Consider the following 12,003-nt stretch of genomic DNA (forward strand, 5'->3'; position numbering starts at 1 on the left):
TTAGGGTCGAAGTCACTCAAATAGCATGAATTATGTCCATTAGCGACTACCTTCTAATTTTTAGCATGAATTTTGTCCATTACACCCATAGAAGCGATAAAGGTATGCAAAAAAAGGCTTGCTTAGCAATCGCTAAACAAGCCTTTTTTGTCTTTTATTACTGTAGTCTAGCGCTTTCATTTACTCTGGCAGAGGTGGCATGCGCTCAACGGGTGTCACCGACAGTGGGTTTTGCGGTACGCTGTCATTATTATTTTGGCTATTAGTGGCGTTTGTCGCTTGTGGGGTGCTTGAATCCTCAACAGGCTCAGGCGCTTCAGGTTTGCGCTGCTGAGTTTGGGTTTTAACAGGTTTTACCGATGTACTGCTATCTGTATCTTCATCGTCACTGGTCACGATACCATCGTCAGTCATGTTGATGATTTTTTGCTTTTGTTTTTGAGATTTAGAGCGATTATTAATGGATACCCACTGGTTAGGTACGCCCTTTAATTGAGCTTTCATAAAGTCCATCCATACGGGTAGGGCTGCAACACCGCCATACTCACGGCGACCGAGAGTCGAGGGCTGATCAAAACCCATCCATACGATAGTTGCATTGGTGGGATGAAAGCCTGCAAACCATGCATCCTTAGCCTCATTGGTGGTACCTGTTTTGCCGCCAATATCATTACGGCCTAAGGCCTTTGCTCTTACTGCCGTACCACGCTGTACGACATCACGTAGGATGTCTGCCATCTCAAAAGCGACTCTAGGCTTTAAGATTCGCGGTGCTTGTTCGGCCATCGCATATTGTACGGCTGGGGCTTTTAGACGATCTGACTGTGGACTGGCATCGTAAACGCTTACGTTACTCGCTTCAATATCTTCCTCAGTAGTTTCTGCATTTTCTGAGTCTTTGTTTTTAGTAGTTGCTTTATCAGTATTAGTACTGTTTTCAGCTTCTATTCTTGCATCGTAATCTTCGACTAGCTTTTTATTAAGGTCTTCTAGTTGTTCGTTGAAGCATAGGGCGCATGCTTGGCGCGGATTGGCTTGAAATAATAGTTCGTTTTTATAATTATAAATTTGTTCAATAAAATATGGTTGTACACGGTGACCACCATTTGCAAAAGTCGCGTAAGCCGTTGCCATTTGTAAGGGGGTTGCCTGTCCTGCACCCAGTGCTAACGATAGCGTTGTTGGTAGTTTTTCTTTATCGAGGCCAAATTCATCTAATAAATTGCGTGCATCAGAGATACCAATCGCCCGTAGCAGACGGATAGAAACCAAGTTACGCGATAAGTAAAGGCCGCGACGTAAGGTGATATCACCTAAAAAACGCTGATCAGAGTTTTTAGGCTTCCAGTCACCTACTTGAATCGGACGATCTGAGACGATGCTATCTGGGCGATAGCCTTTTTCTAAGGCAGCCGTGTAGATAAGCGGCTTAATCGTTGATCCTGGTTGACGCCAGCCCTGCAAAGCTCGGTTAAATTTACTATGATTGAAATCAAAACCACCGACTAAGGCATTGACAGCACCTGTCTCTGGATTTAATGAAACCAGACTGCCTTGTACTTTAGGGATTTGTCCCAGCTGCCAATTGCCATTAGCGGTAGGTATCACCCGAATAATATCGTTTTTGCTCACGATTTGACTGGCGTTGCTGGGGAAATAACCGATACGATCGGCAGAAATATATTTACGGGCCCAGCTCATCCCAGACCAGTTGACCGTTATATTTTCACCAGATGGCATTGTTGCTTCAAAACTACGATTATTGACCTTAATGACTTTGGCGGGAGACATATTGCTATAACGACGGAAGTCTTCTAAAGGCTCGTCATTGGCTTCTGCTCCACGCCAGCCATGACGATGCTCATAAGCAACCAAACCCGTTAGTATCGCAGCTTCTGCATCTGTTTGTGCTTTACTATCGACAGTAAGGCGCACGCGCCAACCACCATGCATTACTTGCTCGCCATAGCGGCCAACCAAAGTAGAGCGTGTCATTTCTGCCAAATACGGCATATTAACGTCAAGCTTTTCTTTATAAAGGTTGATGCCTATCGGTGAATTGACTGCTTCATCATGTTGCGTTTGTGTAATATAACCCAGTTCATGCATACGTCCAATGATCCAGTTACGGCGAGTCAGTGCACGACTAGGGTTGGCAACAGGGTTGTACTTAGATGGTGCCTTTGGCAATCCTGCCAACATGGCCATCTCAGCAATCGTCAGGTTTTCTAGTGATTTACTATAGTACTTTTTGGCGGCAGCACGAATACCATACGCGCCTTCGCCCAAGTAAATTTTATTGACATAAAGGGTGAGGATATCGTTCTTACTCAGTTCGTCTTCAATCTTACGTGCCAAAAACAACTCAGTCAGTTTACGGTTTAACGTACGCTCGGGGCTTAAGAAATAGTTCTTAGCGACTTGCATGGTGATGGTTGAACCACCTGTCTGGCTATCATCGTCCGTTACTACTTCGGTAACAGCGCGACCAAGACCTTTAATACTGATGCCACTGTGCTGAAAAAAGGAAGCATCTTCTGCTGCCAAAAAAGCATGGGTTAAGTCTTCAGGAATGTCTTCAAAAGTAATAGGTAGCGATAAACGATTGCCGTACTGACCGATTAATTTATCGTCACTACTATAAATCTGTAACGGCATTTCTAATTTTGCAGTTTTAATCTCTTGAGTACTGGGCAAAGTTGGAGATAAATACATCGCCATACCATAAAAGCCAATCGGTACAGCAAGTGCTAAAACAACCGCCAATGCTAGACAAGCGATAAAAAGACTCACCAAAAAGTGAATCAAACGAACAGTAGCATTTTTTTTGGCCATAATAATACTTATTCATTAAGATTTGAAAAAGATAAGATATTATACCTTGAACAAAATAGGCAGGTCATAATAAATGTGTAAGTTAGCCTTAATAGGTAATTTAAATGCTTGAATCTATCTGTTAAGTAAAGTATTGTATTCAATTATTACAAATAACTATCAAATTGTACACTTAATATAAGGTATGGAGTTTGTGAGGCTATTTACTTCTAAAAGTCGACATTTGATTGGTGTGGATATTTGTGCCACCTCAGTAAAGTTGGTTGACATACAGCGCCAACAAGGTATGTTCCACCTAAAATCTTATGGTATTGAGAGACTGCCAGAAGGTGTGGTCGTCGATAAACTCTTAGTAGACACAGAAGCTGTTGGTAATATTATTACCAGCTTAGCTCGGCGCTGCCAAGTTGCTGATGCTGATGCTGCCACTGCGGTTTCAGGATCAGCGGTTATTACCAAAATCATCGATATGGATATGGTGCTGAGCGATGTTGAGCGCGAAGCTCAAATACGTTTGGATGCCGATCAGTATATACCTTATGCATTAGAAGATGTTAATTTGGACTTTGAAGTTCTAGGTCCCTCTTTAGTCAGCGATGATATGGTGCAAGTGCTACTGGCTGCTTCTCGCTCTGAAAACGTCGACCAACGAGTCGACGCTTTGACGTTTGGTGGACTAAAAACCAAGGTTATGGATATTGAATCACACGCTATCGAGCGTGCTTTTGGCTTGATGGTGGATAACTTACCTAGCATGCCAGAGTTAGTGGCTTTGGTGGATATTGGCCACAATCAAACCACGCTGTATATCGCCAGAAACGGCGAGTTCATATACAGTCGTGAACAGCTTTTTGGTGGTGTTCAGCTAACAGAGGCCATACAGAACCGTTATGGACTATCAGCAGAAGAAGCAGCGCTTAGTAAACGTGAGCATACTTTACCTGATGATTACTATACCGATGTATTGGCTCCATTTATAGAAAATACCATTCAGCAGATTACCCGCTCATTGCAGTTTTACTTTTCTTCAAGCCAATACAGCAGTATCGATTACGTGGTGCTGGCTGGTGGTAGTAGCTCTATTGCCGGTCTTGCAGGTATGGCTCAACAGAGATTGGGCGTGCCTGTGAGTATTGCTAATCCATTTACCAATATGACCATTGCGCCACATATCGATAATGAGCAACTGGCCATTGATGCACCCAGCTTAATGGCCGCTTGCGGTCTTGCGTTAAGGAGCTTCGACTAATGGCTCGTATTAACCTTTTACCTTGGCGACAAGAAGAGCGCACACGTCGCAATAAAGAATTTCTCACTTTAGTAGTGGCAGTCACTTTGCTCACTCTATTGGCTGCATTCGCTTCATGGAGCTATTTTAATAACGAGCTTGATGAACAGCTTGATGCCAATGCATTGATTGAAAAAGAAAACGCACTATTGGATACGGCGTTGGTTGAAATTGACAGCCTAGAACAACGCCGCGAAGACATCATCTCACGTATGCAGGTGATTCAAGACTTGCAAGGTCGACGTCCTGTACCTGTACGCTTGTGGGATGATTTGGCAAAAGCGATGCCGCCTGCGCTCTATTTAACTAATCTAAAGCGTGAAGGTGATGTTATTACCTTGACAGGCCTTGCTGATAACCCAAATATCGTCTCAAGCTTAATCCGAAATTTGGATAACAGTAAATGGATGGACAAATCAGCCGTTAGTAATATTCAACAGAACATCAGCGCTTATCAAGCAGCGCCAAACCTTAATAATACGGTTGCTACTGGTGGACAATCTCGCCCCGTTTATCCTGAAGACAGCTATGTACAGTTTGTAGTCACTACGAAAGTGCAGTCAGAAAAGGCCACACCTGTTGATGCCAATACTGGACTTGGAGGTGAGCTATGAAGCTTAGCCGTAAAAGAAGCTTGATCAAAACCAAAAAGACCGCTTTAAAGACAAAGAAGCCATTTGATTTAAATGAGTTTCGCCGTAGTTTTGAATCATTAGATTCTGAAAACTATGGTAGCTGGCCACTTCCGGTAAAAACAACGGTCATTGGCCTCATCGTCGTACTGATTGCTGCACTAGCATGGGCGTTCCCGATTAGTAGCAAAATTGATGAAATTAAAGCGGCTGAGAGTCAGCAACAGACTTTGCTTGATAGCTACCGTGAAAAAGAGTCACGCGCGCGTCATCTCGAAGCTTATCAAGCTCAAGTGATTCAAATGGAGGTGGAGTTCAATACCTTACTCGATCAGTTGCCAAAGGAGACTCGTGTGTCTGAGCTAGTAGAAGGCATTAATATGACGGGCGTTGGCAGTAATATACGTTTCCAAGATATTTCAGTAGAACCTGAAATTGAAAATGAATTCTTTATTGAACAGCCTATTCGTATTGCTGCTTTGGGTGAGTATCATCAGTTTGGTAGCTTTATCAGTGGCCTTGCTGCCTTATCGCGAATTATCACCATGCATGATTTTGAAGTCAGTAATCCGCAGCCAACTTTGGATGTGCTACCAGAACTAAACTTGGTATTACAAACCAAAACTTATCGCTCAAAAGAAACTGATTCTGAAAGTGAAGAAGCCGATGCTGCAGGAGGCAACTAATGACTATTCAAAAATTGCCCATGCTACTGATATTAAGCGCTACCGTTCTATCAATGACCGGTTGTACTGATCGTATTGGTATGGCCGAGCAAGCGCTGAAGGATATTCGTAACCAGCCAGCGCAACCGATTGAGCCACCACCTAAGGCTGAGTTGGTAGAAGATTTTGTTTATAGCGCCAGTGCGCAGCGTAGCCCATTTTTACCACCAAGTTTAGTCAATGTCCAAGGCCCTACGACCTCTATCGATGGTGTGCGTCCTGATATTTTAAGGGTAAAAGATCCTCTTGAACAATATGAGCTATCGCAGTTGGTCTTTCGAGGTGTGGTAATTTCCCCTGAAGGTCAGCAATATGCGCTGGTACAGCGCCCTGATGGGTCAGTTGCTAGTGTCAAGGTTGGTGATTACCTTGGATTAAATGACGGCCGTATTGTTGAAATCACGCCGACCCAGATTAACTTGATTGAAATTTTGCCAGACAGCCGCGCAGGGTTTGTTGAAAAACCCCAGTCGCTGGTTTCCCCTATAAGCTAAGTCGGCAGATTTTTTGAGGAATAAATAATGACAGTACGCAATAACAAGGTAATGATGATGAGCAACCGCGTATCTTCTGCTTTTGCCATTTCCGCATTGGCAATCAGCATGGTAGCAGTGAGTAGCAGCGCCCATGCCGCACAGCGCATTAATAATGTCTCTGTGGTACAAACTGCACCAGCAGTGACGCAAATGCGTTTGGGGTTTGCAGGGTTGCCAGTATTACCTGCGGCCTACCAGCTAGATGATCCCAGCCGTTTGGTACTAGATTTTGAACAAGTGCAAAATGGGCTTGCTAGTCGTTTCAATGAATATAATGTTGGCATGATCAATGATGTTACGACGTTAAGCGGCGATAGTACCACGCGCCTAATTGTTGGGCTGAAACAGGCGGGTAATTATACAACGGCGATTGATGGCAACGATTTATTGCTCACGATTACTGATCCTAATCGTCCAGTGATGACTAACGATCCTGTCCAAGATGCCCTTAATAACAATGCGCTTAATAACAATGCCGTCACGACCACCCCAAAGGTCACCCCAATCGTAGAAACCAGTAGCACACCCGTTGCGACTAATAATGCAGCCTCGACCACAGGGGTAAAAAATAAAGCACCTGCCGATACGATGGTGGTCAGAGTTAACCCATTATTAGACCCGCAGCTTGCTGCTTCACAAGTCAGTAAGCAGTATAGCTATGAAGGTTTAAGCGCGGTTAATTTTGCCGCAGGGAAAGATGGTGGCGGTAATGTCAGTATCGCACTGGCCAATGAAGCCACTCCAGTTGATGTGCAGCGCCAAGGTAACAAGCTGGTGGTGCGTTTGACGGGTAGCACCGTGCCACGAAATCTGTTGCGTCGATTAAATATTAATAGCGGTTTGGTTGATAGTATCGATACCAAAAATCAAAATAAAAATGGTGTTATTACCATTAATATGAAAGAAGATTTTGAATATCAAGCCTATCAGTCGGGTACGCAGTTAAATATCAGTATCAACAAGCCTGCGCTGTTACGTGAGCCGACACTTGAAGAAAAAGTCTATAGTGGTGAAGCGCTATCTATGGAATTCCAAGACGTTGAGATTCGTAGTGTTTTAGATATTTTGGCGCAGTTTACTGAGATGAATATCGTGGCGAGTGATTCGGTCGCGGGTAATATTACTTTGCGCCTTATCAACGTACCTTGGGATCAAGCGCTGGATATTATCCTTAAGAGTAAGAATCTGGGTAAACGCGAGAATGGTAATGTGATTTTGGTTGCGCCTTCTACTGAGCTGGCTGCGCAAGAAGCACGTGATTTAGAAGCACAGCAAGCGGTTGAGTCTTATGCGCCGCTACGTACAGAATACATTCGTTTAAGCTATGCAAAAGCCCCTGAAGTATTGACCCTTATCTCTCAAGGCAGTGGATCATCTGGCGGCAGTAGTAGCTCAAATCGTGACGATAATAATACCTTGTTATCCAATCGCGGCACAGTAACGGTTGATGAACGCACCAATACTTTGATCATTAAAGATGTGGCAGACAGTATTGAAAATATCCATAAATTGATTGGCAAAATCGATATTCCTGTCCGTCAGGTAATGATTGAAGCACGTATCGTTAGCGCCACTGACAGTTTCAGTAAAGAGATTGGGGTACGTTGGGGTCTTTTATCGAATGGTGCAGCCAACAACCGCAACTTATTGGTGGGTGGCAGCAACCAAACGTTGTGGGATTTAAAAGATTTTGATGTTGAGACCACCACAGTCAATGGTCAAACTGTCTCTTATCCTAAATATGACATTAGCCGTCCTGATAATTTGAATGTCGACTTAGGGGTTGATAATCCAGCAGGTAGTATCGCTTTTGGTCTGCTTGGTATCTCTGATTTTATGCTCGATCTTGAGTTGTCAGCACTACAAGCAGACAACCGCGGTGAAGTAATCTCTACCCCAAAGATTTTGACGGCCGATAAGCAAACAGCGAAAGTATCCTCTGGTACGCAGATTCCTTACCAAGAAGCATCGGCCAGTGGTGCAACGACCACCAGCTTTAAAGAAGCGGCGTTAAGTTTGGAGGCCACACCTAATATTACCCCTGATGGTAAAATTGGCTTGCAACTGCTTATCACCAATGGCACACCAACTATTATTAATAACCAGGTGGCTATCGCTGAAGACTCTATCTCAACCAATGTTATCGTTGAAGATGGTCAAACGGTTGTGTTAGGCGGTGTCTTTAAAAACCGTACCAGCAATGGTGTGGATAAAGTCCCTTTCTTGGGTGACCTGCCTTATATCGGTCGCGCATTCCGTAAGGATGTGCGTAATAATGCTAAAGAAGAGCTACTGATATTTATCACACCAAAATTGATCAATGATGGCATTAGTCGTCTAGATTGATTAGCGTTTGTTTGATTGTTAGTAAAAAAGCAAGCCTTAGTGCTTGCTTTTTTTGTGGAAGAATTTAGCCGTTTTAAAGCAATTGCTGTCATCAATGTTTATATCAGTACACTCATTGATGATGTCGTCAAAATTTTACTCACAATAATCCCAGCGCATTACTAGCCAGAATATCAATGACGTTGTATCATACCTAATTTAGCTGAGTAAGTATTATGGTGGAGGAATTACCGTCGGTGTTTTTAGTGGGTCCGATGGGAGCAGGGAAGACGACAATTGGTAAATTACTTGCCAAGCACTTGGGACGCACCTTTGTAGACAGTGACTGGTATATTGAGTCGCAGACAGGGGCAGATATTGCTTGGATATTTGCAAAAGAAGGTGAGGCGGGCTTTCGGGAACGTGAAACACGCGCCATCGATGAGTTGACGCAAAAACCACAAATCGTATTAGCCACTGGTGGTGGCGCTGTCATGTGTGCTGAAAATCGAGATTTTCTAGCGCAGCGCGGCATTGTGGTTTACCTTAATGCACCAGTCGATGTGCAAATGGCTCGCACTGCTAAAGATAAGTCACGGCCATTGTTACAGCAGCCCAATCCTAGGAAAATCCTGCAAGATTTATATAGTGCCCGCGATCCATTATATCGGCAGGTTGCGCATATTATTATGCCTACTGGCCATACTTACCCACGTCATATGGTTAATCAGTTATTGCAGCAGTTAGAGTCTTTCTGTGTGCCTACTATTGTAGCGCCTGTAGTATTAAAGCCTAAAGGCGATTAATCATAAAATTGATAATGTATATAGTCAGTCCTAAATAAAATAAGTACAAATATTATCACGCGCTACTGGGACAAATTTTTCTTGCTTACTGTGCTTGTGCAGACAGAGGCTGCGCACAATTTATCCCAGTAGCACTGTATTTTTTTATAATGGATCGGCTATAGCACCATCTAGGCGCAGTTACTTTTATCTTATTAAGCATACTTAAGGAGACTTTCATGGCCCTGCCACTGTTTCATGACAGCTTAACCGTTCATACGCAAAGTCATGATTATCCGATTGTCATTACTGAAAAGACGGCGACAGAAAACAATAGTATGGCACAGCAAGTCGCGCCCTATATTACTGGTCGCCAAGTATTGATTGTCACTAATGATACCGTAGCGCCTTTATACCTAAAAGCTTTAGAAGAAGAGTTGGCTGCAAGCTTTTCTGTCAAGGTTTGCGTGCTACCAGATGGTGAGCAATATAAAAACCAGAGCAGCATCAATGAGATTTACGACGCCTTAATGGCAGAGCATTTCAATCGTGATGTTACCCTTATTGCACTGGGTGGCGGCGTAGTCGGTGATATGACAGGGTTTGCAGCGGCAAGCTTTATGCGTGGAGTACGTTTTATCCAGATTCCAACGACGCTATTATCACAAGTGGATTCGAGCGTTGGGGGCAAAACAGGCATTAACCATGCGCAAGGCAAAAATATGATTGGCGCATTCTGGCAGCCGCAGATGGTGCTTGCTAATATGAATACGCTCAAAACCCTACCGCCTCGTGAGCTATCAGCAGGGCTTGCTGAGGTCATTAAATATGCACTTATCATGGATGCAGATTTTTTGACTTGGCTTGAAGAAAACTTGCCAGCGATGATGGCGTTAGATTTGGCAGTACTTGGCGAAGCCGTCAAGCGCTGCTGTCAGTACAAAGCGGATGTGGTGGCGCAAGACGAAAGAGAGTCAGGTGTGCGCGCTTTGCTAAACTTTGGTCATACTTTTGGTCATGTGATTGAGACGCATCAGGGCTATGGTAACTGGCTGCACGGTGAGGCAGTTGCTGCTGGCATGGTACAAGCCGCTGAGCTGTCGCAAAAAATGGGCTGGTTAACGGTTGATGACGTTGCTCGTATTAAGCGTATATTAGTGTCCGCTAACCTGCCTATTGTACCGCCGCCTATTGCGGTAGACACAGCTTTGGGTCTGATGGGGCATGATAAAAAAGTGAAACACGGACAAATCCGGCTTATTTTGTTAAAATCAATAGGTAAGGCGGTACTGACCAATGATTTTGATGCCAAGCTATTAACTGAGGTATTGGCACAACGTATAGTCAGTCCTCAATAAAAACAGTACAAATATCATAAAGCAAGCATCCCAGCAATACGATGTCTTTTTTAAAGTGAATCGACTGTATTGTTTTAAAGTAAACCCACTATATTAAATGCGGTCAACTCTATTTTTACCAAGGATATTCTCATGGCAGCATCAAAATCAACGACGCGTACCGCTGGCCAATCATATCGCCGACAAGCATTGATTTGGCTCATAATGACCTTGTTATTGGGCGTTGTTACGGCTTTAGTGTGGATGCTAAGCCAAACCCCCGCGATGGGTGCCAAGATAGAGAATGCGCCGATAGCAGCGCCGCAAATATCAAGTACAGAACTTGAGCAGCCATTAAAGATTGAGTCGTTGCATGAGCTTGATACCGATGTACAGCCGATAAATTTTGATGCCACAGTTCGTGATTTACGCAATTATCCCGATGAGTTTAAAGATAAGCGTTACCTTCTCGCCAATAAAGGCAAGTGGACGGTACAGGTGATGAATGTTGCTGAAAACGATGTGATTGTCAGTTACTTAGAAAGCCGCGAAGATCGTAAGAAATTCTCCTATTTCCGTTATCTTGATGAGGACAACCAAGTCCGTTATATGCTGACTTATGGACTCATGAGTAGCCCACAAGAAGCGGTAGGGGCTGCCAAATTAATAGACTTTAAACTGCCTGCTGATGTGCGTGTATTACCAGAGGAAATCAATCGCTACGTCAGCATCATTGATAATTATGAGCGCCCGGATCCAGTAAAAGACTTAAGCACAAGGCGCACCCGCTCTGTTAACTTGAAACCAACCAAGCGCGAAGTGCCAGTACGTCAACAAGACCAGCAAGCTAATGACCAAGCAGCGGGCAATAATCAAAGCACGGGTGGCAGCGGTGAAAGCATCCGTCAGTCAGCGGATACTTCTGAGACTTTATCAGTCAATGAAGAGCGTGTCATTGGCGGTGAAGAGCAGGCTCCTGATGCTGCATCGCCTAAAAATACTGATAATACTCGTAAGCCTGATCAAGAAAATAAAAAACCAGCGGCAGGCACGGATAATAGTACATCGACAAAACCACCCGTCGTGGCAACACCTAAGCCTCCGAGTGCGAATAGTAATAATAACGACAGTCCAAATTCGGCTGAAAAAAAGACCAATGCAAACGCTGTTAATAAAAATGCCAATTCAGGTTCAAACTCTGCTAATACAGGAACAGCAAAAAATAATAATGACAGCATAAAAGAGCTTATTGAAGAAAAAAGCAATTAGTTTTTTCTGGTAATGGCTAGGGCGTGTCCTCATTATAAAAATGAGATAAATTGCCGTCAAACGAGGAAAATAGCGCAAATAATATCGAGATATTAATTAGCTATTTGACGATGATTGGCCAAATTTAGCCATTTTTAGCCCATTTAGATACAATCGCTTGAATTGAGGACACGCCCTAGTCTGTTGTAACCCACCTAATGACTGATTTGGTGGGTTTTTTTATCCCATGTGTTAGCATATTTCGAGATCAACTATCTTTTGTTTTTTTATC

Annotated in this window: 9 protein-coding genes; 8 read left to right on the forward strand and 1 reads right to left on the reverse strand. The window is 43.6% G+C overall.

What is annotated here, in order from left to right:
* Positions 1-180: 180 nt before the first annotated feature.
* Complete coding sequence (locus ACT3TU_RS12320; protein ID WP_192524874.1) at positions 181-2,835, reverse strand: penicillin-binding protein 1A; 2,655 nt, start codon at positions 2,833-2,835, stop codon at positions 181-183.
* 184 nt (positions 2,836-3,019) lie between these two features.
* Between ACT3TU_RS12320 and pilM the strand changes: the two genes are divergently transcribed.
* From pilM to ACT3TU_RS12360, 8 genes are all read left to right on the forward strand, one after another.
* The gene (pilM, locus tag ACT3TU_RS12325; protein WP_192529441.1) at positions 3,020-4,084 is read left to right on the forward strand and encodes a type IV pilus assembly protein PilM; all 1,065 of its coding nucleotides are present in this window, start codon (positions 3,020-3,022) and stop codon (positions 4,082-4,084) included.
* Positions 4,084-4,737 carry a PilN domain-containing protein gene (locus ACT3TU_RS12330; protein ID WP_192524416.1) on the forward strand — a complete coding sequence of 218 codons (654 nt, stop codon included), beginning with the start codon at positions 4,084-4,086 and terminating at the stop codon, positions 4,735-4,737. Before pilM ends, ACT3TU_RS12330 begins: the two co-directional genes overlap by 1 nt.
* Positions 4,734-5,441 carry a type 4a pilus biogenesis protein PilO gene (locus ACT3TU_RS12335; RefSeq protein WP_192524415.1) on the forward strand — a complete coding sequence of 236 codons (708 nt, stop codon included), beginning with the start codon at positions 4,734-4,736 and terminating at the stop codon, positions 5,439-5,441. Before ACT3TU_RS12330 ends, ACT3TU_RS12335 begins: the two co-directional genes overlap by 4 nt.
* Positions 5,441-5,974: a pilus assembly protein PilP gene (locus tag ACT3TU_RS12340; RefSeq protein ID WP_192524414.1), complete on the forward strand. Its 534-nt coding sequence runs from the start codon at positions 5,441-5,443 to the stop codon at positions 5,972-5,974. The genes ACT3TU_RS12335 and ACT3TU_RS12340 overlap by 1 nt, the downstream gene beginning before the upstream one ends.
* Positions 5,975-6,001: 27 nt before the next feature.
* Positions 6,002-8,362, forward strand: coding sequence for a type IV pilus secretin PilQ (locus ACT3TU_RS12345; RefSeq protein ID WP_444784428.1), 2,361 nt, complete (start codon positions 6,002-6,004; stop codon positions 8,360-8,362).
* A 215-nt stretch (positions 8,363-8,577) separates the two neighbouring features.
* The gene (gene aroK / locus ACT3TU_RS12350; protein WP_192524413.1) at positions 8,578-9,147 is read left to right on the forward strand and encodes a shikimate kinase AroK; all 570 of its coding nucleotides are present in this window, start codon (positions 8,578-8,580) and stop codon (positions 9,145-9,147) included.
* A 218-nt stretch (positions 9,148-9,365) separates the two neighbouring features.
* Positions 9,366-10,484 carry a 3-dehydroquinate synthase gene (gene aroB, locus ACT3TU_RS12355; protein WP_192524412.1) on the forward strand — a complete coding sequence of 373 codons (1,119 nt, stop codon included), beginning with the start codon at positions 9,366-9,368 and terminating at the stop codon, positions 10,482-10,484.
* A 132-nt stretch (positions 10,485-10,616) separates the two neighbouring features.
* Positions 10,617-11,732, forward strand: coding sequence for a hypothetical protein (locus tag ACT3TU_RS12360; protein ID WP_192524411.1), 1,116 nt, complete (start codon positions 10,617-10,619; stop codon positions 11,730-11,732).
* Positions 11,733-12,003 lie beyond the last annotated feature (271 nt).

Source organism: Psychrobacter sp. AOP3-A1-26, assembly GCF_052378235.1.
Taxonomy (GTDB): domain Bacteria; phylum Pseudomonadota; class Gammaproteobacteria; order Pseudomonadales; family Moraxellaceae; genus Psychrobacter.

Coding starts and splice junctions, on each gene's coding strand:
- aroB (WP_192524412.1), top strand. CDS start 9,366: ATGGCCCTGCCACTGTTTCATGACAGCTTAACCGTTCATACGCAAAGT.
- ACT3TU_RS12340 (WP_192524414.1), top strand. CDS start 5,441: ATGACTATTCAAAAATTGCCCATGCTACTGATATTAAGCGCTACCGTT.
- ACT3TU_RS12335 (WP_192524415.1), top strand. CDS start 4,734: ATGAAGCTTAGCCGTAAAAGAAGCTTGATCAAAACCAAAAAGACCGCT.
- pilM (WP_192529441.1), top strand. CDS start 3,020: ATGGAGTTTGTGAGGCTATTTACTTCTAAAAGTCGACATTTGATTGGT.
- ACT3TU_RS12360 (WP_192524411.1), top strand. CDS start 10,617: ATGGCAGCATCAAAATCAACGACGCGTACCGCTGGCCAATCATATCGC.
- ACT3TU_RS12330 (WP_192524416.1), top strand. CDS start 4,084: ATGGCTCGTATTAACCTTTTACCTTGGCGACAAGAAGAGCGCACACGT.
- ACT3TU_RS12345 (WP_444784428.1), top strand. CDS start 6,002: ATGACAGTACGCAATAACAAGGTAATGATGATGAGCAACCGCGTATCT.
- aroK (WP_192524413.1), top strand. CDS start 8,578: ATGGTGGAGGAATTACCGTCGGTGTTTTTAGTGGGTCCGATGGGAGCA.
- ACT3TU_RS12320 (WP_192524874.1), bottom strand. CDS start 2,835: ATGGCCAAAAAAAATGCTACTGTTCGTTTGATTCACTTTTTGGTGAGT.